At 44.0% G+C, this 25850-nt stretch carries 42 protein-coding genes; 7 read left to right on the top strand and 35 right to left on the bottom strand.

Features of this window, described 5'->3' with window-relative positions; translation table 11 throughout:
* The first annotated feature begins 630 nt into the window (after window positions 1-630).
* Both CDG79_RS12830 and CDG79_RS12825 read left to right on the top strand, forming a co-directional pair.
* Window positions 631-885 (top strand): hypothetical protein, encoded by a 255-nt coding sequence (locus CDG79_RS12830; protein ID WP_094342466.1) that lies wholly within the window; start codon window positions 631-633, stop codon window positions 883-885.
* The gene (locus CDG79_RS12825; protein WP_094342465.1) at window positions 882-1556 is read left to right on the top strand and encodes a hypothetical protein; all 675 of its coding nucleotides are present in this window, start codon (window positions 882-884) and stop codon (window positions 1554-1556) included. Before CDG79_RS12830 ends, CDG79_RS12825 begins: the two co-directional genes overlap by 4 nt.
* Before the next feature lie 118 nt (window positions 1557-1674).
* On the opposite strand, the gene CDG79_RS12820 is transcribed toward CDG79_RS12825, so the two are convergent.
* Entirely contained in the window at window positions 1675-2154 is a 480-nt protein-coding gene (locus CDG79_RS12820) for a DUF29 domain-containing protein (RefSeq protein WP_094342464.1), read from the bottom strand.
* 232 nt (window positions 2155-2386) lie between these two features.
* The gene (locus tag CDG79_RS12815; RefSeq protein ID WP_094342463.1) at window positions 2387-2749 is read right to left on the bottom strand and encodes a helix-turn-helix domain-containing protein; all 363 of its coding nucleotides are present in this window, start codon (window positions 2747-2749) and stop codon (window positions 2387-2389) included.
* A gap of 240 nt (window positions 2750-2989) precedes the next feature.
* On the opposite strand from CDG79_RS12815, the gene CDG79_RS12810 reads away from it, so the two are divergent.
* The gene (locus CDG79_RS12810; RefSeq protein WP_094342462.1) at window positions 2990-3430 is read left to right on the top strand and encodes a hypothetical protein; all 441 of its coding nucleotides are present in this window, start codon (window positions 2990-2992) and stop codon (window positions 3428-3430) included.
* Window positions 3431-3445: 15 nt separating this feature from the next.
* Here CDG79_RS12810 and prfA read toward each other — a convergent pair whose 3' ends face one another.
* From prfA to rplC, 32 genes are all read right to left on the bottom strand, one after another.
* Window positions 3446-4543, bottom strand: coding sequence for a peptide chain release factor 1 (prfA, locus tag CDG79_RS12805; RefSeq protein ID WP_094342461.1), 1098 nt, complete (start codon window positions 4541-4543; stop codon window positions 3446-3448).
* Window positions 4544-4646: 103 nt separating this feature from the next.
* On the bottom strand, window positions 4647-4889 hold the full coding sequence (gene rpmE, locus CDG79_RS12800) for a 50S ribosomal protein L31 (RefSeq protein ID WP_012410697.1): 243 nt from the start codon (window positions 4887-4889) through the stop codon (window positions 4647-4649).
* Between the two features lie 186 nt (window positions 4890-5075).
* Complete coding sequence (rpsI, locus tag CDG79_RS12795; protein WP_012410698.1) at window positions 5076-5492, bottom strand: 30S ribosomal protein S9; 417 nt, start codon at window positions 5490-5492, stop codon at window positions 5076-5078.
* On the bottom strand, window positions 5492-5953 hold the full coding sequence (gene rplM, locus CDG79_RS12790; protein WP_094342460.1) for a 50S ribosomal protein L13: 462 nt from the start codon (window positions 5951-5953) through the stop codon (window positions 5492-5494). Before rplM ends, rpsI begins: the two co-directional genes overlap by 1 nt.
* 65 nt (window positions 5954-6018) lie before the next feature.
* Window positions 6019-6867 (bottom strand): tRNA pseudouridine(38-40) synthase TruA, encoded by an 849-nt coding sequence (gene truA / locus CDG79_RS12785; protein ID WP_094342459.1) that lies wholly within the window; start codon window positions 6865-6867, stop codon window positions 6019-6021.
* 82 nt (window positions 6868-6949) lie between these two features.
* Window positions 6950-7300, bottom strand: a complete 351-nt coding sequence (rplQ, locus tag CDG79_RS12780) for a 50S ribosomal protein L17 (RefSeq protein ID WP_094342458.1) — start codon at window positions 7298-7300, stop codon at window positions 6950-6952.
* Window positions 7301-7331: 31 nt separating this feature from the next.
* Entirely contained in the window at window positions 7332-8279 is a 948-nt protein-coding gene (locus CDG79_RS12775) for a DNA-directed RNA polymerase subunit alpha (RefSeq protein WP_094328448.1), read from the bottom strand.
* A gap of 327 nt (window positions 8280-8606) precedes the next feature.
* On the bottom strand, window positions 8607-9002 hold the full coding sequence (gene rpsK / locus CDG79_RS12770) for a 30S ribosomal protein S11 (RefSeq protein WP_012410703.1): 396 nt from the start codon (window positions 9000-9002) through the stop codon (window positions 8607-8609).
* A gap of 54 nt (window positions 9003-9056) precedes the next feature.
* Window positions 9057-9437 (bottom strand): 30S ribosomal protein S13, encoded by a 381-nt coding sequence (gene rpsM / locus CDG79_RS12765; RefSeq protein WP_094328449.1) that lies wholly within the window; start codon window positions 9435-9437, stop codon window positions 9057-9059.
* Between the two features lie 115 nt (window positions 9438-9552).
* Entirely contained in the window at window positions 9553-9666 is a 114-nt protein-coding gene (gene rpmJ / locus CDG79_RS12760) for a 50S ribosomal protein L36 (RefSeq protein ID WP_012410705.1), read from the bottom strand.
* A gap of 123 nt (window positions 9667-9789) precedes the next feature.
* Complete coding sequence (gene infA, locus CDG79_RS12755) at window positions 9790-10089, bottom strand: translation initiation factor IF-1 (protein ID WP_442946196.1); 300 nt, start codon at window positions 10087-10089, stop codon at window positions 9790-9792.
* Window positions 10090-10314 carry a translation initiation factor IF-1 gene (infA, locus tag CDG79_RS12750; protein WP_006276978.1) on the bottom strand — a complete coding sequence of 75 codons (225 nt, stop codon included), beginning with the start codon at window positions 10312-10314 and terminating at the stop codon, window positions 10090-10092.
* Window positions 10315-10518: 204 nt separating this feature from the next.
* Entirely contained in the window at window positions 10519-11070 is a 552-nt protein-coding gene (locus tag CDG79_RS12745; RefSeq protein WP_094342457.1) for an adenylate kinase, read from the bottom strand.
* A complete protein-coding gene (secY, locus tag CDG79_RS12740) occupies window positions 11070-12383 on the bottom strand; it encodes a preprotein translocase subunit SecY (RefSeq protein ID WP_094328451.1) in 1314 nt (437 codons plus the stop codon). Before secY ends, CDG79_RS12745 begins: the two co-directional genes overlap by 1 nt.
* Before the next feature lie 74 nt (window positions 12384-12457).
* Window positions 12458-12901, bottom strand: a complete 444-nt coding sequence (rplO, locus tag CDG79_RS12735; protein ID WP_094328452.1) for a 50S ribosomal protein L15 — start codon at window positions 12899-12901, stop codon at window positions 12458-12460.
* 130 nt (window positions 12902-13031) lie between these two features.
* Window positions 13032-13559, bottom strand: coding sequence for a 30S ribosomal protein S5 (gene rpsE, locus CDG79_RS12730; RefSeq protein ID WP_094328453.1), 528 nt, complete (start codon window positions 13557-13559; stop codon window positions 13032-13034).
* Window positions 13560-13652: 93 nt separating this feature from the next.
* Window positions 13653-14015, bottom strand: coding sequence for a 50S ribosomal protein L18 (gene rplR, locus CDG79_RS12725; protein ID WP_094328454.1), 363 nt, complete (start codon window positions 14013-14015; stop codon window positions 13653-13655).
* A gap of 2 nt (window positions 14016-14017) precedes the next feature.
* Complete coding sequence (rplF, locus tag CDG79_RS12720) at window positions 14018-14566, bottom strand: 50S ribosomal protein L6 (RefSeq protein WP_094328455.1); 549 nt, start codon at window positions 14564-14566, stop codon at window positions 14018-14020.
* 128 nt (window positions 14567-14694) lie between these two features.
* Complete coding sequence (gene rpsH, locus CDG79_RS12715; protein ID WP_012410712.1) at window positions 14695-15096, bottom strand: 30S ribosomal protein S8; 402 nt, start codon at window positions 15094-15096, stop codon at window positions 14695-14697.
* A 20-nt stretch (window positions 15097-15116) separates the two neighbouring features.
* Complete coding sequence (gene rplE, locus CDG79_RS12710; RefSeq protein ID WP_094342456.1) at window positions 15117-15665, bottom strand: 50S ribosomal protein L5; 549 nt, start codon at window positions 15663-15665, stop codon at window positions 15117-15119.
* A 105-nt stretch (window positions 15666-15770) separates the two neighbouring features.
* Window positions 15771-16124, bottom strand: coding sequence for a 50S ribosomal protein L24 (rplX, locus tag CDG79_RS12705; RefSeq protein ID WP_094342455.1), 354 nt, complete (start codon window positions 16122-16124; stop codon window positions 15771-15773).
* Window positions 16124-16492: a 50S ribosomal protein L14 gene (gene rplN / locus CDG79_RS12700; RefSeq protein ID WP_012410715.1), complete on the bottom strand. Its 369-nt coding sequence runs from the start codon at window positions 16490-16492 to the stop codon at window positions 16124-16126. Before rplN ends, rplX begins: the two co-directional genes overlap by 1 nt.
* 46 nt (window positions 16493-16538) lie before the next feature.
* Entirely contained in the window at window positions 16539-16787 is a 249-nt protein-coding gene (rpsQ, locus tag CDG79_RS12695; RefSeq protein WP_094328457.1) for a 30S ribosomal protein S17, read from the bottom strand.
* Between the two features lie 6 nt (window positions 16788-16793).
* Window positions 16794-17021, bottom strand: coding sequence for a 50S ribosomal protein L29 (rpmC, locus tag CDG79_RS12690; protein WP_094342454.1), 228 nt, complete (start codon window positions 17019-17021; stop codon window positions 16794-16796).
* 3 nt (window positions 17022-17024) lie between these two features.
* Entirely contained in the window at window positions 17025-17450 is a 426-nt protein-coding gene (gene rplP, locus CDG79_RS12685; protein WP_094328458.1) for a 50S ribosomal protein L16, read from the bottom strand.
* Window positions 17451-17554: 104 nt separating this feature from the next.
* Entirely contained in the window at window positions 17555-18337 is a 783-nt protein-coding gene (rpsC, locus tag CDG79_RS12680; protein WP_094342453.1) for a 30S ribosomal protein S3, read from the bottom strand.
* Window positions 18338-18390: 53 nt separating this feature from the next.
* Entirely contained in the window at window positions 18391-18747 is a 357-nt protein-coding gene (gene rplV / locus CDG79_RS12675) for a 50S ribosomal protein L22 (protein ID WP_094328495.1), read from the bottom strand.
* A gap of 81 nt (window positions 18748-18828) precedes the next feature.
* Window positions 18829-19107 (bottom strand): 30S ribosomal protein S19, encoded by a 279-nt coding sequence (gene rpsS, locus CDG79_RS12670; RefSeq protein ID WP_012410721.1) that lies wholly within the window; start codon window positions 19105-19107, stop codon window positions 18829-18831.
* Between the two features lie 99 nt (window positions 19108-19206).
* Window positions 19207-20070, bottom strand: coding sequence for a 50S ribosomal protein L2 (gene rplB / locus CDG79_RS12665; RefSeq protein WP_094342452.1), 864 nt, complete (start codon window positions 20068-20070; stop codon window positions 19207-19209).
* A 140-nt stretch (window positions 20071-20210) separates the two neighbouring features.
* Entirely contained in the window at window positions 20211-20525 is a 315-nt protein-coding gene (locus CDG79_RS12660) for a 50S ribosomal protein L23 (RefSeq protein ID WP_069070779.1), read from the bottom strand.
* Complete coding sequence (gene rplD, locus CDG79_RS12655) at window positions 20518-21156, bottom strand: 50S ribosomal protein L4 (protein ID WP_094342451.1); 639 nt, start codon at window positions 21154-21156, stop codon at window positions 20518-20520. Before rplD ends, CDG79_RS12660 begins: the two co-directional genes overlap by 8 nt.
* A 103-nt stretch (window positions 21157-21259) precedes the next feature.
* Complete coding sequence (gene rplC, locus CDG79_RS12650) at window positions 21260-21892, bottom strand: 50S ribosomal protein L3 (RefSeq protein ID WP_094342450.1); 633 nt, start codon at window positions 21890-21892, stop codon at window positions 21260-21262.
* Between the two features lie 246 nt (window positions 21893-22138).
* Between rplC and CDG79_RS43650 the strand changes: the two genes are divergently transcribed.
* From CDG79_RS43650 to CDG79_RS12640, 3 genes are all read left to right on the top strand, one after another.
* Window positions 22139-22330 carry a hypothetical protein gene (locus CDG79_RS43650; protein ID WP_223278116.1) on the top strand — a complete coding sequence of 64 codons (192 nt, stop codon included), beginning with the start codon at window positions 22139-22141 and terminating at the stop codon, window positions 22328-22330.
* 491 nt (window positions 22331-22821) lie between these two features.
* Window positions 22822-23298, top strand: a complete 477-nt coding sequence (locus CDG79_RS12645) for an NAD(P)H-quinone oxidoreductase subunit N (protein WP_094328464.1) — start codon at window positions 22822-22824, stop codon at window positions 23296-23298.
* 201 nt (window positions 23299-23499) lie between these two features.
* Window positions 23500-23898 (top strand): hypothetical protein, encoded by a 399-nt coding sequence (locus tag CDG79_RS12640; protein ID WP_143855473.1) that lies wholly within the window; start codon window positions 23500-23502, stop codon window positions 23896-23898.
* An 8-nt stretch (window positions 23899-23906) separates the two neighbouring features.
* Here CDG79_RS12640 and CDG79_RS12635 read toward each other — a convergent pair whose 3' ends face one another.
* Window positions 23907-24734, bottom strand: coding sequence for an ABC transporter permease (locus CDG79_RS12635; protein ID WP_094342448.1), 828 nt, complete (start codon window positions 24732-24734; stop codon window positions 23907-23909).
* A 596-nt stretch (window positions 24735-25330) separates the two neighbouring features.
* On the opposite strand from CDG79_RS12635, the gene CDG79_RS12630 reads away from it, so the two are divergent.
* A partial coding sequence (locus tag CDG79_RS12630) for a DUF3172 domain-containing protein (RefSeq protein ID WP_143855472.1) occupies window positions 25331-25850 on the top strand: 520 nt, incomplete at its 3' end.

The following is a 25850-nucleotide window of genomic DNA, read 5'->3' as shown; positions in this document are numbered from 1 at the left end:
ATCAAAAAAAATATCAAGATAGTGTAAAGATTAATTTGTATAATATGTAAGTAATCTTACTCTTTATAGAAAAATAAAAAATAAATAATCGGTTCTTTATTGATTAAATAATTTATGCAATCTCACTGATGGCGAAGAAACAAATTATTAAGTATCAATGTTTATTGAGTAGTGAATCTAGTTTTTACAAATAGCTCTATTTACTACTCTTGTAAGCAAGAAAATTGTAGTTTTTTAACAATCAATCATGAATAAAAGCCAATATTTCTTTACTCTTGGTAAAGCTTGCTATAGGTTATTGTGGTTCAGTCTTAAACAAAAAGTTTTGCAAAAGGCTGAAACGACCTATTTACGTTAGTTCACAAGATGATTCGTTTGTACAGTGCGTAAGTCCTAACCACTTCTATCACAATTACAGGAACAATTACAGACGGATACGGACCTCCTCAATTATTTCCATATCCCAACAGTACTTTCTGGGATGCTAAAGCTGTACGTGAAGGTAAGAAAATCGAACTCAAGACTGGTGAGTACCAAACCCAAGGCTACCTCGACTACCTGTCGCACTACTCGACAGCAGCTCTAGCACCCGTACCCAAAAATGAACATCCTGTGGGTAATCTCGTCTACATGACCACATCAAATGTCGGTATCACCAAAGGTGTACTAGAGTATGCAGGAGAAACTCCTGGTATTCCCTTTACTCCAGTTGCTGTATACCAAATGGTAGCTTGTCTACGAAATACCAATGGAGTTGTAACAAAGAACAATTTACAGATGGGGCGTGGTATCCTTCTAAATAAGAACAGATTTACTGGTTATCCTCCAGAGTTTTTTGATCCTCTTCCAGCAGGTCGTCCTTCTTCTCTAAAATTCGGACTATGATTTCAGAAAACCCTCCCATTGAAGAACGCTATGGATTGGAGGACATAGATACAATTGCTGAAGGATTGCTGGTAGATGCCCCTTTTGACCAAGTATGTGAAATTTTGGCGCCGTTGGGGGTGCGATGGGAACGTAACGTTGATGACCAAAATATTCAAAATCCTGGACTACTGGTGTTCCAATTTCGAGGACACTTATGGACTGGAATTTTAGATGCATCTATGACCGATAAGTATACCCCTGTTCCCACTAACACATTTGATAATGATTTTGAGCGCTTTGTACCTAGTTCGTGGAATTGGGAGTCGCAGGCTCAGTCTCTTTCTCAACGGCTACACACCCGAGCAATTTACTACTGGGTTGATGATTCTGGTTTTACCATTGGCTACGCTTATTGGGAGAACGGCGATCTGATGGAGCGTTTGGAGTTTGATGAGGAGATATGGCAAGATACTCATGATGAAGCTTTGCTGGACGCGCCAGAACGGACAGTTGAGCCACACCTGTTTGAGTCAAAGTTGCGGCAACTGACAGCAGCAGAAATAGAGAATGCATATAGCTTTGTAGAAGACTTCCTATATGAACAGCAGGCTTATGCAGCTACCAAATTGAGTCGCTTCAATTGCCAACGTGATGATTTTGTGCGGCTTGACTATATTGCTTTCGTTTGACCAGAGTATCGCCTAAATTTCCTAGTCATCATTACTAACTATCGATTTCGATTGCTGATTGCCCTAAGTACTTTTGGCAATTCCCATGTTATGAATTAATCAAGAAAAATGGTAGGAATTATCCTTCCCAGTCTTGACGAGTATCGCGCAGAAAATTGTCTGCGTAGGCGTAGCCCGTCGTAGACATCGCATCATCAAATAAATAGGGGCAATGCTCTGGAAAAGTTCGTAATGGTAAGTTAGTTTCTCGTAGCGCCAAATCGACTCCCGCTTCAAAGCCATCTAACAAACCTTCTTCGATTCGAGACTTTAAGCTAGGGTTCTGTCGCAGATGCCTATGGATTGCGCGACGCTGTTCTCGAATTGTTAAAAACCAACTGCGAGAGCGTTGTTCGGGTTGAAACTCCCACTTCAAGAGATGACCGAGTAATACACTCAGATGACTCACGAGTTCCCGATACTCCTGTCTCCCCAAAGCTTGAATTTCCTCTTGCAGGTGTTGCCAGTCTAGTTCCATAACTAGCCTCTGCTCTAATGCTTTAGCCTGCTGCTGTGTCCAGCCATAGAAGTCTTGGTCATACAAAAAAGGTTTGTCCATAGAGTTGAATCTTGACAGCAAGAAACCACGAGCTAGTTTGAGCCAATTTTATGCTAGGGACTTCCAAGAAATAAATTATCCAAATAAACGAACCACAGAGACACAGAGAACACAGAGGGAGAAGATAGAGAGAGAATTTTTGCGTTAGTTTTGGGATATTGTTTTATTTGGAAGTCCCTTAAATCGCCCTTAAAAAACTTAACGAATTACGAATTACGAATTATTTTAATATTCAACTTGCTTTTGCCTCATCCCCAGAAGCTTCAGCCACAGCCGCCAATCTATCTGCCGCAGCTTGCACAATTTGAGCCACTTGTGCCAAAGGCATGTGTTGGATTTGTCTCAGAATCAGACTCAAATCTGAGGTTTCTGAAATTGGCTTACCATCAATGCAGCTGATTAACTCTTCCATTGTGTAGCCTGCTTTCGATGCGATTTGAGCCAAATTTTCTGTATCTGGAACCTTCACACCTTTTTCCCACATCTGAACAGCAGTAGCAGATACTCCCAAAAGCTTACCAAAGGCTCGCTGACTCATTGAACCGCGAGCTAGTTTAATGATTTCAATCAGTTTTTGTTTGCTTTCGATCTTCACTGCTTATATAGCTAGCCAACTTTATTTACAAGTTTACTTTCAATATTACAAGTTTACTTTTATATTGACAGCCTTGTGTTTTAGTACTAAACTATATCTCTGGTTGTAAATCGGCAACTACAGGCTTCAAGCTAGTAGACTAACCCATCAATCTTTAATCAACCCAAAAAACTTAGTTTACTACGGCAGTTCAGCTAGTAGCTCAACTTTGCTGCGAAGAAATAATATCGAAGGTGCATCATGTTTCGCAAGCCACGCAAAATTAATCAATATCGCCGCAAAGGTAAAAACCTTATAGCCACTAATAAAATTAAACCAGAAAAGTGGAACATTTCTGAAGCAGAAACCAAAGACGCTTTAAAAGTTAAAGGCTACGATGTTAAGCAAATCAAAAAAATCCACCTTTTAAAGCATCAAGTGTGTATTTCCTACTGGGATGCAAAAGGCAATATGTGCAGCAGCTTTTTTAGCTACCGGATTTTTGCGCGTTGGCAAGAAGAAGCCCAAAAGCTAATTTATACCTGTCAAACCCTGAAGGAATGGGCAAAGCTAAATTACGTAATGAAGTACGAATTTGCCTATTACCATTATCCCAGTGAAATAGAAGATACACTCCACGCGATATTAGAAAACCACTTGTCTGTGTTAAAAGCAACAGTACAACAAGTGGTTTTACAGTAATATTAACAGCAAAAATTAGTTAGCGGCAGAAGTCGCTAACTCCGCGAGACGTTCCTGTTGGTCTAGAGATATACAAGATTGGATCAGCGTCTCTAAATCACCATCCAAAACAGGGTTAAGAGAATAATTCTGACCTAACCGATGATCGGTAGCGCGGTTATCTTTATAATTATAGGTGCGAATTTTTTCCGATCGCGATCCTGTACCAACTTGCGATCGCCGCATAGAAGTTACAGCTTCCTGTTGTTCGCGTAACTTCATCTCATACAACTTCGCCCGCAGAATTTGCATCGCCCGTTCTTTGTTTTGCAACTGGCTGCGTTCTTCTGTACAGAAAATGCGTATCCCCGTCGGTTTGTGCATCAAGTCGGCGGCTGTTTCCACCTTGTTGACGTTTTGTCCACCAGCACCGCCAGAACGGGCTGTAGTCATTTCAATATCTTTCGGGTCAATGTGAATTTCCACATCATCCACCTCTGGCATAATCGCCACGGTAGCTGTAGAAGTATGAACCCGTCCCCCAGATTCAGTTGCCGGCACGCGCTGCACGCGATGCACTCCAGCTTCAAACTTTAACTGGCTGTAAACGTCATTACCTTTAATTTCTAAAATGACCTCTTTCCAGCCACCCATTTCTCCACGAGATTCGCTCACTAGAGAAACTTTCCAACCTTGAGTTTGGGCATAGCGGGTGTACATCTGCATCAAATCGCCAGCCCAGATACTTGCTTCATCGCCACCAGTACCAGCGCGAATTTCCAACATGATATTCTTTTCATCATTGGGGTCGCGTGGTAGCAGCAAGACTTTCAAGCGAGACTCTAAATATTCTATTTTTTCTTCAAGTTCCTTTACTTCCAGTGATGCCATTTCTTGCAACTCTGGGTCACTTGCAGATTCTTTGTAAACTTGACGCGCCCCTATCAAGTCTTCTTGGGCTGTTTTCCAAATTTCATAAGTATTAACCACCTCTTCCAAAGAAGAACGAGACTTAGCAATTTCTTGATATTCATCAGGATTGCTAGCGGTATCGGGGTCGCCAAGACGACGTGTTAACTCATTAAAGGTTTGTTCAACGGATTTTAGTTTGTCCAGTAAGTATGATTCAGCCATGACGAGTGCGATCGCTCCTTAAAAAATAACAGATTGGCTCGAGCATATAAATGACAATCGACCCAGCTGATGCAGGGCCGTCGTTAACAGCAGAGCCAACCCGCTACTTTTTGGTTTGTTCGTCGCCAGATGTTTGAGTGCTGCTCATGCCGTACTTGCGGAGGAAACGCTCAACTCGACCCTCAGTGTCAATAATCTTCTGAGTGCCGGTGTAAAAGGGGTGGTTTCCAGACCAAACATCTACGTGCAATTCTGGCTTAGTAGAGCCAATGGTCATAACAACTTGACCGTTGCAGTAAACTTTAGCATCTGGATACCATTTAGGATGAATATCAGCTTTAGCCATTGTCTTTTGTGGGATGAATCTATATAAATTATAACTTTCAGCGTTCAATTGGCGCTAGGGATTAGGGACTGGGGACTAGGGATTGGGGACTGGGAAAGATGTAAATAAACAACGGACTTTCCCCAATTCTCAATACCTAATCTCCAATATCCAGTACCCAGTACCCAATACCCAGTCCCCAATCGCTTAACGCTTAGAGTACTGAGGCGCTTTCCGGGCTTTATGTAAACCATATTTCTTCCGCTCTTTTGCTCTGGGATCGCGAGTCAAATAACCTTCGGTTTTCAAAGGTGGGCGGTTGTCTGGGTCTAGTTGGCACAAAGCACGAGCAACACCCAAACGAACAGAATCAGCCTGTCCGGTCAAGCCACCGCCTTCTGCTTTCACCAAAATGTCATATTCATTTTCTAATCCCAGAGTTTCCAGAGGAGCTTTAATGACTCCCAGGTAGTTGGGGTTAAATTGGAAATACAAGTTTCCATCTTTACCGTTGACAGTCAGTTGACCGGTGCCTGGAACCAAGCGTACCCGTGCTACTGCGTTCTTCCGGCGGCCAGTACCCCAGTATACGGCGCGACCGCTATTGGCATCTGCTACTACCATTAATTTTCTTCTCCAGGAATTGTACTAACTTTTAGTTCTTTAGGTTGTTGAGCATCGTGGGGATGGGTAGGCCCAGCGTAGACTTTCAGCTTGGTGAACAACTGCTTACCCAGGCTATTCTTAGGTAGCATACCTTTAACAGCCTGTTCTAAAATTCGCTCTGGTACGCGCTGTTGCAGTTTAGCGAAAGTTTCCGTTTTCATCCCACCGGGACGACCAGAATGGCGACGGTAAAGCTTTTGAGTGCGCTTTTTGCCTGTGACTGCGACTTTCTCAGCATTGATGACGATTACGAAGTCACCTGTATCCAAGTGGGGTGTATATTGGGGTTTCTTTTTGCCTCTTAAAACCTGGGCGATTTCACTAGCGAGGCGACCGAGGCGTTTATCGGTGGCATCTACTATGTACCACTCACGCTCAATCGACGCTTGAGAAGGAAGGTATGTTTTAACTGTTGTCATTTGTTATTTGTCCTTTGTCATTTTTAATTTGTCATTAGTCATTTGTCTTTTGTCATTTATCATTACTAAGAACCAATGACTAATGACTCTTGACTAGTGACGAACTTTGGTAAGGTGTCGTACCAAATCTCTTTTGAAAAGGGAAAATCTGGATAGCCGACTCGCAACAAGCACAAGCCTTGAGGCGGGGCGGCGTGTTTCACTTCTTCCCGGCGTTGTTCTTTCCAGAGTTCGGTGAAGCTAGAAAGTGTCCGTTGTCCAGAACCCACCTGTACCAACATCCCTACCAACAGCCGTACCATGCCATACAAAAATCCATCTGCCTGTATTTCAATATGGATAAATGGCCCACTGCGACGACACTCTGCTGCTTGCACCTCTACCCAGGAATGCGATCGCTTTGAGCCTGCACGATGAAAAGCAGCTAAGTGATGCTTTCCTAAGAGAGGTTTCAAGGCAGCTTGGATTAAAGATTCATCCAGGGGTGCATAATAATAATGCCAACTGAAGGGTCTTACAAACAAGTTAAGCCGATCTTCAGTGTATATTGTGTAGCGATATCGTCGATAGGCTGCACTAAAACGAGCGTGCCAACGATTATCTACACTAGCTGAAGCCCTGATTAATATATCTGGCGGCAGATAGCTGTTGAGGATTGTTGCCCACTTGTGAGGCGGAATTAAACCTGTAGCTTCAAAATGGGCTACTTGAGCAGCAGCATGAACTCCAGAATCGGTTCGTCCAGCACCATGTAGTGTTACATGATGCCCAAGAATAGTCGCGATCGCTCTTTCTATCTCTTCTTGGACTGTCCGTTGTTTTTTTTGCCGTTGCCAGCCATGAAAATGAGTGCCTAGGTATTGAATTACCAAGGCTACTCGATGAGTTTGTGTCGGCTGGGGGCTTTCTAACATACAGATTTTGTCCTTTGTCATTTGTCCTTCATCATTTGTCCTTTGTTATTCACTAATGACCAATGACTAATGACTAAATGACTTAAACCAATTCAATTATTGCCATTTTTGCATTATCGCCCCGACGCGGTACGGTATGCAGGATGCGGGTATAACCGCCCTGACGATTACCATATCGAGTTGGAACTTGCTCAAATAGAGCATGAACCAATTGTTTGTCGAAGATATAGCCAAGGGCTTCGCGGCGTGCTGCCAGGGAGCCATTTTTAGCTAGAGTGATCATTTTTTCCACTTCACTTCGCAGAACTTTCGCTCTAATTAAAGTGGTGGTGATCTTACCATGACGGATCAGCTCGGTGGTGAGCGATCGCAGTAAAGCACGGCGTTGATCGGCTGGTTTACTGAGTTTTTTGACGCGACAACGGTGACGCATAATTATGCACTATGAATTATGAAGGTTTTTCTTAAGGGTGTTTAGAGCCTCTTTCCATTGGCAGGGTGATGCCCAAGCGACGCTGCAAAGCTTCCACAACTTCTTCTGCTGACTTCTGCCCAAAGTTCTTAATTTCTAAGAGGTCTTCTTGGGTATAATCCAACAAATCTGCCACAGAGTTAACTTGTGCCCGTTTGAGACAGTTATATGCCCGCACAGAAAGTTGCAACTCTTCGATGGGTATCTGGGCAGTTGGATCGTCTGGAATATCGGAACCTGTGTCTGTTGGTTCCAGGGAGATGTCTTTCAACGGGTTGAATAAATCTACCAAGATCCCAGCAGCAGAAGATAGTGCTTCTTGAGGAGAAATACTGCCATTTGTCCAAACTTCCAACAGTAGTCGGTCTTTTGGAATCAAGCCTTCCCCACGAGATTCTTCAACACTATAGTTGACTTTTCGCACCGGCATAAATATCGAGTCGATTTGGAGAAAGTCTAACGATGTAGCTTCCTCACGTCCTCGCTCAACGGTGCGATAGCCTTTGCCTTTCTCGATCCGAAATTCCATTTCTAGCTTTCCACCCTCAGCGATGGTGGCTACATACTGAGTCGGATCGATAACTTCTACTTCACTGGGCAAATCAAAATGTGCCGCAGTAATTGTTGTTGGTCCGCTAACGAGTAATCTACCAATCTGAGGCTGCGAGGAATAATTTTTGAGGATAACTTCCTTCATTTTCATGAGGATTTCCAGTACATCTTCCCGCACGCCCGGAACTGTGGCAAACTCGTGTGAAACACCTGCAATCCGCACTGCTGTAACTGCTGTACCTTCTAGGTTAGACAGTAAAACCCGCCGCAGTGCGTTGCCAACTGTTGTTCCTTGACCGCGTTCTAGAGGTTCCAGAACAAATTTACTGTAATGGTTCCGGCTTTCTTCAGTATTCGACTCTACACATTCAATCTGAAACTGCGCCACGGATGAGCCTCCCTTTTTCTAAGGTGCTGCTAGCAGACAAATCAATTGCCTCCCGAATTGAATTTATGTCCTGTAGGTTATAGGTCTATCAAACTATTAGTATGAGATTACGATATAGTTTGACGCTCCTATTGAGCTTTCAGGCGCTAATAATATTTTGGGTTCCCGAAGTTTAACAGCTTTCCTTACGGAAAAATCTGATTCGCTTTTGGTCGCCCAAGTTTTCACCCAATGACAGTGTGCACGTTATCCGCCCAATTGGTCATTGCAAGTAACTTTACTTTCTTTGGTTGTAGCTTATTGTCCTCAATGCCCAAGTCCTAGTATTTAAACTCGACGGCGCTTGGGTGGACGGCAACCATTGTGAGGAATGGGGGTAATATCCCGAATGAGTGTAATTTCCAGTCCTGCTCCTTGAAGTGCCCGGATAGCGGTTTCTCTACCTGCTCCTGGCCCACTGACCATTACCTCGATTTGGCGCATTCCTTGATCGATGGCTCTACGGGCTGCACTTTCAGCAGCTGTTTGCGCTGCAAAGGGAGTTCCCTTTTTTGCTCCCTTAAAACCGCTAGAACCAGCACTAGCCCAGGAGATGACATCTCCATTCTGATCGGTAATGGTGACAATGCTATTGTTGAAAGTAGACTGGATGTAGGCCATCCCACTGGGTACATTCCGTTTCTGCTTCTTGCTCCCGGATTTTTTAGTTGGTTGTCTCGCCATACTTGTTTTGTTGATTTAAGGTAAAACTTGCTCTGATTAGCAAGTGTTGCAAATTTATTTCCCTGGAGCCTTCTTCTTACCAGCCACTGTCTGCCTTCTACCTCGACGGGTTCTGGCATTGGTGCGAGTTCTTTGTCCTCTGACTGGTAAGCCCATACGATGACGACGACCTCTGTAAGTACCAATGTCAACTAAGCGCTTGATGTTCAAAGACTCCAAGCGCCGCAAGTCGCCTTCAACTTGATAGTTGGTTTCTATTTCGCCTCGCAGGGCTGTCACATCGGCATCACTTAAGTCCTTAACGCGGGTGTCTGGGTTCACACCAGTAGCCGCTATAATTTCTTGAGCGCGTGATAAACCAATTCCATAGATATAAGTCAGACCGATTTCAACGCGCTTATCGCGTGGAAGGTCTACTCCGGCAATACGTGCCACAATGAACTCTCCCTATTGTTTTCGCAATTACTGTTGGTTGGAAAAACGTGATTAATCGCGTCTTTTCGTTTTTAATGATGATATGCGTGTACAACTCACCCTGTTGATAAGAGCGTTATCCTTGACGTTGCTTGTGCTTGGGGTTCACGCAGATCACCATGACGCGACCACGACGTTTGATCACGCTACACTTTTCACAGATTTTCTTGACTGAGGCTCTAACTTTCATGCCTTTTATTTTTTGACTCCAAATATTAAATTATAGCATTTTGAGGGAAAACAATCCACTAAATTGACTAGCAAACAGTCAAAAAGATGGTTTTATGGTAAACTTCTCTACATCTACATATAGTTACTTCTTACGCAAGCGATAGGTAATTCTGCCTTTGGTCAAGTCATAAGGAGTTAACTTTACCTTGACGCGATCGCCAGGCACAATCTTGATATATTGACGGCTCACGGGAAGATATACCAAGACAGAATCGCCATTGTCTAATTGAACTCGGAACTTATGAGCATTTACGATTGAGCCATCATCCCTTTTAACTAGAAAGCTGTCACGAGGTAATAACTCTGTAACGCTGCCTTCCATTTGAATGGCTTCTGGCTTAGTCAATAATTTACTTACCTCCGATGAAGATTTTAGTTGCATTTACTTCTTACGCAAGCGGTAGGTGATTCGACCTTTGGTCAAGTCATAAGGAGTTAACTCTACCTTGACGCGATCGCCAGGCAAAATCTTGATATAATTGCGGCGAATCTTGCCGGAAATGTGAGCTAGCACGTTAAATCCATTGTCCAAGTCAACGCGAAACATCGCATTGGGCAAGGACTCTGTAACCGTGCCTTCCATTTCAATCAAATCTTGCTTAGACAATTTGTTTTTTCCTCAACTCAACAATTTCGTCTTCTCTTGCAGCACTTCATCTGCAAGAGAACACATTTTAAGAAATATATCAACAGTTTATTAATATATCTTAGCTAAAATTGATCTGTTTCTTGGGAGGGGGCATTGGGCATTGGGCATTGGTTATTTACCCCTGCTCCCTCATGTCCCTCATCCTCCTCATCCCCCTTATCCTCAAGCGATTACCTTTTGCAGTTCACTAGTGACTTCTTCTTGGGACTGATTGCCGTTTACTGTTAAGAGTTTTTGGCGATCGCGATAATAATCAATTAAAGGTGCAGTTTCATCGCGGTACACTTGTAACCGCCGACGAATTACCTCTTCGGTATCATCTTTTCGCCCTCTAGCTAGCAAACGCTCTACCACAACATCATCTGGTGCATCAAGATTGACTACTCTTTCACCACTCTGATGTATTGTTTCTAGCAATTCTTCTAGAAAAGCCGCTTGCGTCACTTTGCGGGGAAAACCATCAAGAATCCAACCATTTTCTGCATCTGGCTGGTTGAGGCGCTCCTGTACCAAGTCCTGCACTAGCTGGTCGGGGACTAACTCACCGCTATTTACATAGTTTTGAGCTTTGATTCCCAAAGGAGTTTGCTCTTTCATGGCTTGTCTTAAGATTTCCCCAGTAGAAATATGGGGAATATTCAAGTGTTCCGCCAATGCTTGAGCTTGTGTTCCTTTACCAGCCCCAGGTGGCCCCAAGAAGATTAGTCGCGTCACTATTGTTTCACCATTCCTTCATAACGCTGAGAGATCACGTAAGTTTGGATTTGCCTTGCCGTATCAATCGCCACACCCACTAAAATTAACAGAGAGGTAGCACCTAGTCCCTTAAATGTGGGTACTCCTAAAGCACTTTCTACACCTGTTGGGATAATCGCAACCAAGCCCAAAAAGATAGCGCCCAAAAAGGTGAGTCGGTTTGATACACGCTCGATATACTCACTAGTTGCTTTGCCGGGACGAATACCAGGAATACTAGAACCCATTTTCTTCAAATTCTGCGCCACATCTACTGGGTTGAGAATCAACGAAGAATAGAAGTAGCTGAAGAAAATGATGGAAATCATGTAAACCAAAGCATAGACCCAAGAGCCAGAACCGCTTGGACTCAAATAAGTGTTAATTATATTTGCCAATTCAGCATTCTTGGCAAAATTTGCAATCAGCAGTGGCAAACTGAGGATGGCTGCGGCAAAGATAATTGGCATTACGCCGCCTTGATTTAGCCGCAATGGTAAAAAGCTCCGTTGCTCTGCCAAAACTCGGCGACCTACTTGGCGACGAGCCGAAATAATCGGGATGCGGCGCATTCCTTCTTGGACAACCACAATACCAACAATGGTTGCCAGGAAAACTAAGATTAGGACTATGACGCGACCGACTGTTTCCCGACCGCCGACTTGTACCAAATCGATAGTATCGCCTAAAGCTTTTGGTAACGACGCGACAATGTTGACAAAAATCAACAATGATGCACCATTTCCAATCCCACGCTCTGTAATTAGTTCTGATGCCCACATGACGAACATGGAACCAGCTGTCAGAGCGATCGCGGTTTCAGCTACAAAGATTGGCCCTGGCTTTAAGGCAAATTGCTGGAGGAATAATGCCGAAAAAGCTGTACTTTGGATAATTGCCCAACATACAGTTACGTAGCGGGTAATTTGCGATATTTTCCGCCGACCCGCTTCGCCTTCATTTTTCTGTAAATTTTCTAAAGAAGGAATTGCCGCAGTGAGCAATTGGATGATAATGGACGCATTAATGAAAGGTAAAATCCCTAAAGCAAAGACTCCCAAAGTCGAAAGTCCGCGCCCAGAAAATATATCCAATAAACCGAAGATGGAATTGTTGCCCGATATGGCATCGTGAAACCGCCCTCTATCAATCCCTGGTACGGGCAGGAAAATTCCCAGGCGAACCAAAATTAAAACACCAACAGTGACAAGCAGCCTACCTCTAAGCCCGGCTGCTTGTGCCATCTGCATAAAAGTTTCTTGAGCCGTTGGGGCTTTGTCTCGACTGATCATAGAGTGCTACCTTTATAGTGAACCAGGCGCTGACAGCGAGTTGGTTTCCATTTAAGTGCGCTGTTCCGGCTCACTCATAAGACTTCACAACTACCACCAGCTGCCTCAATTTTGCTCCGAGCTGTACCTGTGAAAGCTGCCGCTTGTACCTTGAGCGGAATGCTCAATTCGCCGTTACCTAAAATTTTCAGTGGCCCTTTGACAGCAGTCAGGATACCTGCGGCTTTCAAGGAGGTCAAAGTGACTTCTGTATTAGCGGGAAGGGAGGCTAGCTTCTCTACATTAATCGTAGTGTAAATCTTCTGATTAACAATTGGAAAGCCTTTCAGCTTAGGTAAGCGGCGGTACAATGGCTGTTGACCACCTTCAAAACCGGGTCGAGTACCGCTACCAGAACGAGATTTTTGACCCCGCATACCTAGACCAGCACTAGCACCTTGACCGGCAGAAATACCTCTGCCTACACGCTTCTTGCGTTTCTTTGAGCCTTTTTGCGGCTTAACATCATGGAGTCTCATAAGTTATCAAGTTCTCATTTGTCGTTTGTCATTTGTCGTTAGTCATTTGTCATTCACTAATGAACGCCACTTCAACAGGGGGAACCCCCGCAACGCAGTGGCTCCTAATGACCAATGACTAATGACTAAATTAGATGTAGAGATTTTGAATAGGAATACCGCGATCTTCAGCGACTTCAGAAAGAGTCCGCAATGTAGATAAGGCATTGACTGCCGCTCTAGCATTGTTGAGCGGATTGTTGGAACCAAGTTGCTTGGCTAAAACGTTACGAACTCCTGCTAATTCCAACACAGTTCGCACAGCACCACCCGCAATTACCCCAGTACCAGGTGAAGCTGGACGCATAATCACTTTTGCACCGCCACCGACACCATCAATAGGATGGGGGATGGAGTTGGATTTGGTGATTGGGATATCAATGAGGTGTTTTTTGCCGTCAGCTACGCCTTTTTTGACAGCGCCAATTACATCTGAAGCTTTGCCTACTCCGACACCAACTTGACCGCGTTCGTTACCAACGACAACGATCGCTCGGAAGCTGAGTTTTTTACCACCTTTAACGACCTTACTCACCCGGCGGATTTGGATAACCCGCTCTTGCCAAGTAGTTTCTTCTTTTTTGGCACGCTTTGTTCTACTTTTACGCTCTGTTGCCATAATTTATGCTCTGGTGAACGTCATTTGTCTTTTGTCATTTGTCATTCGTCTTTTGTCATTTGTCCAATGACTAATGACTAATGACCAATGACTTTAGAAATCTAAACCAGCTTCGCGGGCTGCATCAGCTAGGGCTTTGACACGACCATGATATAAGTTACCACCGCGATCGAAGACTACTTTAGTGATGCCTTTTTCTAGCGATCGCACTGCGATCAATTTACCAACTTGCACCGATGCGTCGCGGTTTGCACCTGACGCTAAACTAGATTTCAAATCTGGTTCTAAAGTCGATGCTGCCACTATGGTTTGATGCTGACTATCATCAATTACCTGGGCATAAATATGCTCATTAGAACGGAATACTGCTAAACGCGGACGTTCTGGGGAGCCAACAACTTTGCCACGAACGCGGCGATGACGACGGTTTTTTGATTCTCTACGAGTAAGTTTCATTTCTACTTCTTACCACCCTTACCAGTCTTACCAGCCTTACGTCTTACCACTTCACCGGCATAGCGAATGCCTTTACCTTTGTAAGGTTCTGGTGGACGAACGGCGCGAATTTTTGCGGCTGTGTTACCTACAATTTCTTTGTCGTAGCCGCTAACAATTACGTTAGTGGTGCCTTCGACTGCAAACTGAATTCCTTCTGGTGGTTCAATTTGCACCTGATGGCTGTAACCCATGTTTAAAACTAGGTTACGCCCTTGAAGTTGTGCCCTGTAACCAACACCTTGGATTTCCAAACGGCGCTGAAAACCAAGGGATACTCCCTCGACCATGTTGGCAACTAAAGTGCGGCTCAAGCCGTGGAGTTGCTTCGATGTCCGAGTTTCATCCCGACGATTTACGTGTAATATTTCTCCCTCTTGAGAGAGTGAGACATTATCTCTGAGAGTGCGAGAAAGTTCTCCTTTGGGCCCTTTCACTACAATATTCGTACCATCGATCGCCACTTGAACTTTGGCGGGAATAGTAATTGGACGTTTACCAATACGAGACATTACTTTTTGTCCTTTGTTATTTGTCCTTTGCCTTTTGTTATTTATCCTTTGTCTTTTGTCCTTTGTCCTTTGCTTAAGACAAATGACCAATGACTAATGACTAATGACAAACGACTAATGACCAATGACTACCAAACGTAACAAAGCACTTCGCCACCCAAGTTTTGACGACGCGCTTCGCGGTCAGTCATAATCCCACTGGATGTAGAAATAATGGCAATGCCAATGCCGCCTAGTACTCTTGGTAATTCTTTTCTATTGGAATAAACACGCAAGCCTGGCTTACTCACTCGCTTTAAGGCGGTGATTAGAGGCTGACGATTCTTACCTTTATATTTCAGGGAAATCACTAGGTTGTGTTTTACCCCTTCTTCTGCTTCTTCGATTTCAGCAATAAAGCCTTCCTCCCGTAGCACTTTGGCAATGCTGCGGGTCATTTTTGTCGCTGGCACTTGTGTAGTTTGATGCCGCGCCAGGTTGGCATTGCGGATGCGCGTCAGCATATCTGCAATTGTGTCGTTAGCCGCCATCGTTCCCTCTATAGATGAACTTACTGATCGCGAAAGGGCATTCCTAATTCTTTAAGTAAGGCGCGACCCTCTTCGTCATTTTTTGCTGTGGTGATGATGGAAATATCCATCCCACGCACTTGATCAACGCTGTCGTATTCGACTTCTGGAAAAATTAGCTGTTCTCTTACACCCAGAGTATAGTTACCCCGTCCGTCAAAGCTTTTAGGGCTAACGCCGCGAAAATCTCGAATTCTGGGCAGTGATAGGCTAACCAGCCGGTCGAAAAAGGCATACATCCGCTCGGATCTCAGAGTAACCATGATCCCGACGGGCATCCCTTGACGAATCTTAAAGCCAGCGATCGCCTTTTTCGCCCGCGTTACCACTGGTTTTTGACCGGTGACAAGCGCAATTTCGTTGATGGATGCTTCCAGTGACTTGGCGTTTTGAGCAGCTTCACCCAAACCTCGGTTAATAGTAACCTTTACCAACTTCGGTACTTGATGAACGTTGGTATATTGAAACTGATTGATCAGTTTGGGGACGATTGTCTCTTGATATAAGCTTTTGAGTCTTGTTGCTGCCATAGTTTTTTGTCCTGATATCCCTGGGCTTGGTCAGGGAACTTTTATTGTCCTTTGTTATTTGTCCTTTGTCTTTATTACTAATGACTAATGACTAATGACCAATGACTATTTATCCAGAATTTCGCCAGTTTTTTTAAGTTTTCTGACTTTTTTCCCTTCTGAAGTAAAGGTATAACAAACACGACTGGCAACGTTTTGCTTAGTTGAATAAAGCATGACGTTGGAGCTATGAATTGGGAATTCTTGGGTGATAATTCGCCCTGATTCCCCTTCTTGCTGGGGTTTGACGTGCTTGGTCTTGATGTTGACACCTTTGACGATGACTTTACTCAGTTGGGGAAGTGCCTGGACAATTTCACCAATTTTTCCTTTGTCTTTACCAGCAATCACTTGTACGGTGTCGCCAGTTTTGACGTGCATTTTGTGGAATACTTTGGGCGTACCTTGTTTGGTTGCCATTAAAGCACCTCCGGAGCCAGAGAAACAATTTTGGTAAAGTTTTTATCGCGCAGTTCCCGGGCAACTGGGCCAAAAACCCGTGTGCCTCTGGGATTACCGTCTTTGTTGATAATCACAGCAGCATTATCATCAAAGCGAATACTCATGCCACTGTCACGAGATACGGCTTTCCGAGTGCGGACAATTACTGCTTCCACAACATCAGACTTTTTTACAGCCATGTTGGGTGTAGCATCTTTGACAACAGCGATAATTTTATCACCGATAAAACCATAACGGCGGTTGCCTCCACCTAAGACGCGGATGCACATTAGTTTACGAGCGCCGCTATTATCTGCGACATTTAAATAAGTCTGGGGTTGAATCACAATTATTCTCCCTTGTGGTGTTGTTAGTTTCTAACAACGATGAGGTTTAAGCGGGCTTGACGTTCAGGACTTCTGTGATTTTCCAGCGCTTGGTTTTGCTCAGGGGTCTAGTTTCCTGAATGCGAACGCGATCGCCTACTTTACACTTATTTTCTTCGTCGTGAACTTTATATCGTTGGGTGTTAACCACAATTTTGCCGTACTTGGGGTGAGGAGCGCGGTTTTCTATGGCAACTACCACAGTTTTTTGCATTTTATCGCTCACTACCAAGCCAACTCGTTCTTTAACTGCCATAATCTCCTACTTTTCTTCTTTAGCCGATTGACTTGCTGCCCGTTTGCGTTCTGTTTCTAATGTCAGCAATTGGGCTAGGCGATGTCGAGCCTGTCTGAACTGGTGGGGCTTTTCTAATTGTCTTGTCGCTTTTTGCAAGCGCAACTGAAATAGTTGTCTTTTGATGGCGACAATTTCATCAGAGAGCTTTTCGTCACTTAATTCTCTAGCTTCTGAAATATTGGGAAGAGGCATAAGCTACTCCTGCTCCTGTGGTTGAGGGCGCACAATAAACTTGGTTTTTATAGGCAGTTTAAATGAAGCTAAACGCATAGCTTCCCGGGCGATTTCTTCAGTCACTCCGCCGATTTCAAACAAAATCCGTCCTGGCTTGACTACCGCTACCCAAAACTCTGGATTACCTTTACCGGAACCCATCCGGGTTTCAGCAGGACGCATGGTTACAGGTTTATCAGGGAAAATCCGAATCCAGATTTGTCCACCCCGACGAATATAACGAGTCATTGCCCGACGAGAAGCCTCGATTTGCCGGGAGGTAATCCAAGCAGGTTCTTGTGCTTGGAGTGCAAAATCACCGAAGTTGAGGGTGCTACCACGGGTGGCTAGTCCCTCCATCCGTCCGCGCTGTTGTTTGCGGAATTTAGTTCTTCTAGGGCTTAACATGATTGGCTACTAGGTACTAGGTACTGGGGATTAGGGATTGGGAATTAGGGATTGGGGATTGAGAATTCTTACCCAGTCCCCAGTCCCCATTCCCCAGTCCCCGTTTACCCTTCATTTGAGCGGTCTTCAAATTGCTGGCGACGACGTTGTTGTTGACGGCGACGGGGTTCACGATCGCGATCGCGGGGATCTCGTTCGCGATCGCGGCTTGCTGGTGGTAGCGGATCTGGTTCCTGTCCAGGAATAATTTCTCCCTTAAAGACCCATACTTTGATGCCCAAAATGCCGTAAACAGTTTTTGCTGTGCAATAAGAGTAGTCAATGTCAGCCCGTAAGGTATGTAAAGGTACTCTACCTTCACGAGTCCACTCTGTCCGGGCAATTTCTGCTCCGTTGAGCCGGCCGCTAACTTGGATTTTAATCCCTTGGACACCAGCACGTTGGGCACGCTGAATTGATTGCCGCACTACCCGCCGAAAGGAAACCCGACGTTCCAATTGTTGAGCAATGTATTCGGCAATTAGATAGGCATCAGCATCAACTCGTTGAACTTCAACTACATTAATGCGAATTTGGCGATTACTACCCAACAGTCCTTGGAGTCCGGTACGCAAGGATTCGATGCCTTGTCCACCACGTCCTACTACTACACCGGGTCTAGCTGTGCGGACTTCTAAGTCGATTTGGTCGGCTTTGCGCTCAATCCGCACTTCGGAAATACCGGCGTTGTTTTGAGCCTGTCTACCCAGCTTTTGTTCTATGTATTGACGGAGTTTGTAGTCTTCTTGTAAAAGTTCTGGATAGCGGTCAGGAACAGCAAACCAACGGGATTGGTGTTCATGTGTAATACCCAGGCGAAAACCAACTGGATGAATCTTCTGTCCCACGAATGCTTCCTCTAAGATTTCTTACTTTACGTAATTTATTCGTGTAAGCGTGCTTATTTTTCTGGGGCGGCTCCAACAGCCACAGTAATATGACACGTCGGCTTGCGAATTTGGTAAGCTCGACCTTGCGCTCTTGGCTGGAACCGCTTCAACGGTGGCCCTTGATCGGCGTAAGCCTGAGTAATCACTAATTTAGTCCGGTCTAACCCAGCGTTGTGTTCAGCATTGGCGGCAGCGCTTCTGAGAACCTTCAATATGGGTTCAGTGGCGCGATAGGGCATGAATTCCAGGATGATTAACGCTTCTCGGTACGATCGCCCCCGGATTTGATCGAGTACCCGACGCACTTTGTAGGCCGAGATGCGGATAAAACGAGCGATCGCTTTTACTTCAGTAGTATTAGTAGCCATAATTTTCTCCAATTTTGTCATTTGTCATTTGTCACTTGTCACTTGTCTTTAGCTAATGACTAAATGACTAATAACTAATGACTACCTACCCGCTTTTTTGTCGCTTTTTCCATGACCCCTGTAGGTGCGTGTCGGGGCAAATTCACCCAACTTGTGTCCTACCATCTGTTCGTTTACAAAAACTGGAACGTGTTGTCGTCCGTTGTGAACAGCTATGGTATGACCTACCATTAGGGGCAAAATTGTCGAAGCTCTTGACCAAGTTTTAATAACTTCTTTTCTGTTATTGTCGTTGAGCTTTTCAATTTTTTTTAAGAGATGATCCGCAACGAAAGGACCTTTTTTTAGAGAACGACCCATAGTTCAATTTTGGATTTAGGATTTAGAAATTAGTAGTGAGGAGTGAGGAATTAGAAGTTAGATTTTACTCTCAACTCATAACTCTTAACTCCCAACTCTTTAAGACTCACGACCACCGCGACCGCGTTTAGAAGACTTCCGGCGACGACGCACAATGAATTTACTGCTAAGTTTCTTGCGATTGCGTGTCTTCGCGCCCAATGTGGGTTTACCCCAAGGTGTAACAGGCCCCGATCTCCCGATAGGCGCTCTACCTTCACCACCACCATGTGGGTGATCCACTGGGTTCATGACGCTACCCCTAACCTTCGGACGGCGACCTTTCCAGCGATTTCGTCCTGCTTTACCTGCGCTCAGGTTTCTCGCATCGGTGTTGCCTACTTGCCCAATAGTGGCGTAGCATTCGCGCCGAATTAAGCGGACTTCTCCTGAAGGCAACTTGAGAGTTACATAATCACCTTCTTTTGCCACAACTTGAGCGCTAGCACCAGCAGCCCGCACTATTTGGCCACCTTTACCAGGAGTCATTTCTACGTTGTGAACGCTAGTACCCAAGGGAATCCTTGATAGAGGTAAAGCATTACCATCTTCAAAAGGAGATTCAGGGCCAGAAATAATTATTGTTCCAACCTTCAATCCGTTGGGATGAAGAATGTACCGTTTTTCGCCATCTTGGTAATACAAAAGGGCAATTCGGGCATTGCGGTTTGGATCGTATTCAATTGCTGCGACTTTGGCAGGAATATTATGTTTATCCCTTTTAAAATCGATGATCCGGTAAAGTTGTTTGTGTCCGCCACCCCGGCGACGACTGGTAATCCGCCCGGTATTATTCCGACCTTTGGCGCGATGCTTTGAGGTAGTTAGGGATTTTTCTGGCTCGGTTTTTGTGATTTCCGCAAAGTCAGAAACTGTAACTTGGCGAGTGCTGGGGGTATAAGGGCGGTAAGAACGAGTACCCATAATCTATTTTGGATTTTGGATTTTTGATTTACTTAATTTCGGATTTTGAATTTTGGATTTAATGAGTGTTTAACTAATTGCGACCATCTTTGGTGTTTATTCAGTCAACTCCTCAATCTAAAATCTAAAATCTAAAATTCCTAGACTTCTGGGAATAGAACTTGTCTAATCTTGTCTTCATCCCCAGGTGCGACTGTAACAATAGCTCGCTTATATTGGGGCTTATAACCGATAAATTTACCAACGCGCCGCTTTTTACGTGGTGGTAAGGTGGTGTTGACTTTTACAACCTTGACCTGAAATAAGTCTTCGATCGCAGCCTTGATTTCTGGCTTAGATGCCTTTGGAATTACTTCAAAGGTGTACTTATTCTGCTCCATCAAGATGGTCGCTTTTTCGGTGACGATTGGGCGACGTACTAAGTCGGCAAGATCGCGGGGGTCAAAGCTAGGCACTGTAGACCTCCTGAATTTTTTCTAGGGCTGATGCCGTAACTACAATTTTGTCAGCGTGCAGTAAATCAAAAACATTTAACTGGTCGGCTGCAATTAGTTTTAAATTTTCAATGTTGCGGCCTGACAAATAAACGTTATCTGTATCCGCAATTTCAGACAAAATTAAGAGTGCCTTGCTCTCTGGCACTACTCCCCAACGGGAAAGTGCTGCTACTAAGTCTTTAGTCTTCGGGCGAGATAGCTCGGTGCTAAATTCTTCTACTACGATCAAGTCATCAATGCGACTGACAAATGCTGTCCGCAGCGCTAAACGTCGCTCTTTGCGGTTCAACTTAAGGTCGAAGTCTCTGGGCTTTGGCCCAAATATCACACCACCACCACGCCACAGTGGTGAACGAATAGACCCTGCACGAGCGCGACCAGTACCTTTTTGCCGCCAAGGTTTACGACCCCCGCCTCTAACTTCAGCACGAGTTTTTGTACTGGCATTTCCTTGACGAGCATTAGTCAATTGCCGTACCAAGGCGCGGTGTACAATGTGAGACGCTGTTTCTTCCTTGGCAACGCGCAATTCGAAGGTCGTCTCGCCGACCTGTTCTCCTTGCCAATTTTTAACTACGCTTTCAACCATCTTTCTTATTTGTCCTTTGTCCTTTGTCATCTGTCATTTGTCTTTTGCCATTTGTCCTTAGCCAATGACTACTGACTAATGACTTTTGACTAATGACTTTTGACTATCCCACTACTTTTGCAGGTACAACACTTACTAAAGCGCCTGGTTTACCAGGAATGGCTCCCTTAATTAGCAATAAATTGCGTTCTGCATCAACTCGCACTATGGTCAGCTTACGGATTGTGATGCGTTTCCCACCTAAACGTCCTGCCATCCGCTTACCTGGATAGACACGACCGGGTGTTGTACCAGCACCAATAGAACCTGGCGCTCTGTGGTTTTTGGAACCGTGTGACATAGGCCCACGACCAAAGTTATTGCGCTTCTGGTTCCCCGCAAAGCCGCGACCGATGCTTGTGCCGACTACATCGACAATTTGACCCGCACTAAAAATATCTGCTTTAATCTGTTGACCTAAAGCATAATCACTAGAACTATCAGTGTGATATTCATTTAGGTGACGCAATGCTGGGGCAGATGATTTAGCTAAATGACCCAATAGTGGTCTGTTCAGTGCCTTTGGTTTAACTTCGCCAAAACCAACTTGAATGGCAAAGTAACCGTCGGTTTGTTTCGTTTTAACTTGTGTTACGGTGCATGGCCCTGCTTGAATGACAGTCACAGGAATAGCTACTCCTGCTTCGTCAAATATTTGGGTCATGCCCAGCTTGGTGCCGAGAATACCTACAGACACAGTAACTGGTTCTCCTTTCTACTTGCTGACCTTGGAATTGGACTCTAGAGGACACGCTTTGTACGCATCAGTTTAGGCTGGGTTAGCCTGCGAAATTTGGAATGGCTTAAGTAAACCAATCCAAATGCTTTTGGGACACAACAAACCGTGTCCGTACTGCTTGGTGAATCTGTTTAGCTTCACTCAATAGATCACCAGAACAGCTACAATTCTCTTCTTTTTAGGAAGGAGTAACTTCTGGAATCAATGCAAGGCGCTACAGTTTTAAGCTGTGTGCAGCAATGCTTTCGTCCAAGCAATTGCTTTGGCACTTTCTGGAGGCAGCGCTGTCGGCGGGTTTTCCGATTGGTATACGCCCTTGTAGACGGTTTCCCGGAGGTTGGCTACTGCCGTGTTGCAGTTGGACTTAAGCGGTCTTTACCACCCAGTATCCGTTAACTGAGACTGACGTAATGCCATGAAACCAACATTGCTGCTCAGTTTTACTTCCTTAAATACCTTAAACTATTGTTTAAGATTTCGCCTGCCTTTTCAGGGGCACAGGAGTAAATTTACTCTGGAGCTTAGGATTAGCTTTGATTGTTCATCCATAAGTTCCAATGTTGACCTGAAAGCTTTCTTAGTTTACCAGTCTACGAGCAATCTGAGTTAGATTATCCAATTTGGATTAAATCATCAGCTTTTAATGCTAACACTACCTCAGAATGACAGTAAAATGTCCACCTAATTTGCGTGTTTGGTCACAATCTAATAATATAAATTATTTATTTATGTTTGTCCAGTAATTTATAGAGCTATTTTTAGGGAGTAGGGGAAGAAGCAGGGGAGCGGGGGGAATAGCTAATGCCTAATACCCAAACAAAATGATTTTAATCTATCGGTTCAGGGTAAATAATAGAGATATCTAAGTGGGATAACGACGAAAATCTATGGCACTAATTACCACTGGCAACGGTTTGATCCGCGATCTGGAAAAATTTGGCGCTCTTGGAGTGTATATACCTCTGGAAGGGGGTTATGAAGGTCGATATCAGCGCCGACTCCGCGCAGCTGGCTATACTACGCTCCACATTACTGCAAAGGGACTGGGCGATATAGCTGCGTATCTCACAAGAATTCATGGAGTCAGACCTCCTCATCTTGGTAAGAAAAGTACTGGTAGTGGTGCGGCAGTAGGTCAAGTGTACTATTTACCACCAATTCTCAGTTCTCATCTAGAACAACTACCACCAAAATCAAAAGGGCTGGTCTTGTGGATTATTGAAGGGCATATTCTTTCCAATGAGGAACTTGAGTATTTAACGAATTTGCCTCAGTTAGAACCACGAGTGAGAGTAGTAATTGAGATGGGTGGCGATCGCTCTTTCCGTTGGACTTCTTTAGAAAAAACTCTGTTAGCTAGTTAGTCCTTGGTCATTGGTCATTAGTCATTTGCTTAAAACTAATGACTAATGACTCAATTCAATCAGCATTTCAATAATCTGAGGGACTTCCAAAAAATAAAATATACAGTAGGGTGTGTTAGGCGAAAGCCGTAACGCACCGAGATATCTGGCGGTGCGTTACGCTGTCGCTAATGCACCCTACAAAATTGGATATTTTTTTAATTGGAAGTCCCTGAGTCGAAAACCAAAAGAATTACCTGTCAGCATTGTAGCTATACAAAACAACAGTCAAAGAATGGGAAGCGAAAAGCCACATTGCCGTTGTGGCAAAATAATTACAAGGCTAAAAGTAATTCTGACTATGAAATATTAGACCATTTTTTTGGCTTGCCCTTGTGGTTACAAACCTCTTGTTGCGGTAAAGTGCTTTGGGCGTATAATAAAGCACATTGGAACTTCTTGGAAAGCTATGTTCAATCAAGGTTGCGAGAACGTTTGCCAAATGACACATTAGGCTGGCATAATGGCAGTCTTGCTAGCCGCCTACCCCGATGGATTAAGCTGATGCAGCATCGGGAAAAAATTTTACAGAAAATTCAACAGTTAAAGCACAGTTTGTAATGAAAGTTTTAATCTTGTTGGTGAGCGAATTTATACCCACCCCACAGAGAAAGCGCGATCGCGATCGCTAGCAAAATCGGTATGGTATACCAAGGAAACTGGGATAAGGGTAAATGGGCTGCTGCACGCAGTCCGATGCTGGCGTAGGTTAACGGTAACAGGTAAACTACGATTTTTAGGGCAGCCGGTAATGTCCCAGGATCAAAGAAGGTTGCCCCCAAGAATGACATGGGGATAATTATAAAATTGTTGTAGAGTCCGACTGATTCGAGCGATCGCACACTCAACCCTACAATCACCCCTAATCCAGCAAATACCGAACAATTTAGCACTACCAACAGTAAAAATAGTGGGTTGAGAAAATTCCAGTTTCCAGTCAACAGTAGCGCTACCAAAATCACAGAACCAGATGTCATCAACCCCCGTACTACTCCTGCTAGCATTTTTCCGATATGCAACGCTAAGGGATGTATGGGAGTTAACAGCAATTCCTCGAAGGTTTTGCTAAATAGCCTGTCTCCACAAATCGAAAATGTCGTTCCACCAAAGCTAATTGTCATTGACGATAGCGCTACCATCCCCGGTAATATGAATTCCAAATAGTTATTATAGTTACCACTAATCCCTGAGCCTGGTTTGATGGAACTACCCAAACCTAAACCAAAAGCTAAAATATATATCAGTGGGGATATTAAGCCTGATGCAGCAACTTGTACGATTCTTACACGTAAATCTAACCAATCTCCCCAAAAAATAGTCAGACTATCAGCTAGGAAAATTTGGAGTTGCGAAGTTTTGAACCTCTTGGCCGAAAGTAGCGCTCTTTGAGATGTCACGTGCTTTCTATTACTTATCAAAATTTCATTAAGTATTAATTTACATTGTTTGACATATCAATTACTAGGGGGAACAAAAATATCTCATCCTAAAAATTTTAAATTAACAACAAAAGCCTGGGAATCAAAGCATTCTGACTGCATTAATTTTGAAAATTCAATTATTACTATCTGACAAAAATCAAAAATATGGTATAATGTAGTCGCAAAATATAAAGCCAATTAAGCAATTTAAACAGGATAAAGAGTCATAACTAATAACAATTCGTTAACCATCTAAATAAAGAAAATACTCACCAATTATTCAAGATATAAACAACAGACGATAAGGTTTAAATTTTGGTCAAACAAGAAGCAAATCAAGTATTTTAAGTAGTTTAAAACTAATATTGGTTCGGACTAAGGGCTAGAACCGCTTATTCACAACCTTTATTTACGTATACTAAGTTACCTAAACAAGTTATTATTTTTCTCATTTAACAAGAATATCTCACAGAAAATTGCAGGCAATTACAGTCAAGACTAGGCATACTGAAAATAGAGAGAAAACTTTAGACCACTCCCTCCAAAATCGACGTGAAGGTGATTAAGCAACAATGAAACGTAAACCCCCTGGTAGATCGGCTACTACTTCTAAACCCTCTATTTTCCAATCCCCTATGTTTAACCTCTTCACCATCGCAATTATGGGAGGGGTGTTAATTTTAGGAATTGGAATTGGCATTGCTTTTAGTTCTACAACTACGTTAGCCCCATCAAATGTGGCTTCCCGCGAATTCATTGACACCAAAGCACCAAACCCTGAAATTTGTGTGCAGTATGGAGCCAGCGCGATGGTGATGGACGCTAGACTCTTCGTTACTCTCAACCCTTTTAATGTTTATGTTGCCCAACCGAGTATGCGTCCTGGATGCGTGATCCGACAAAATAACTGGGCGCTTTTAGAGAACCGCAAGCTAGTGACATCCGATCAGGTAAATGAGTGCAAAAATCGCCTGAACACCTTTGGCTTTACTGGTAACTTAGACAGTGACAAACCTGATATTAGGTGTATATATCAGAATGAAGCTGCTCAAAACTTCTTTACGGCGCAACCAGGAGCAGTGGGAACGCCTC

It is taken from the genome of Nostoc sp. 'Peltigera membranacea cyanobiont' 232 (genome assembly GCF_002245985.1).
Lineage (GTDB): Bacteria > Cyanobacteriota > Cyanobacteriia > Cyanobacteriales > Nostocaceae > Nostoc.
Note: the sequence above shows the minus strand (reverse complement) of the source record. Positions and strands in the feature narration are given on the sequence as shown.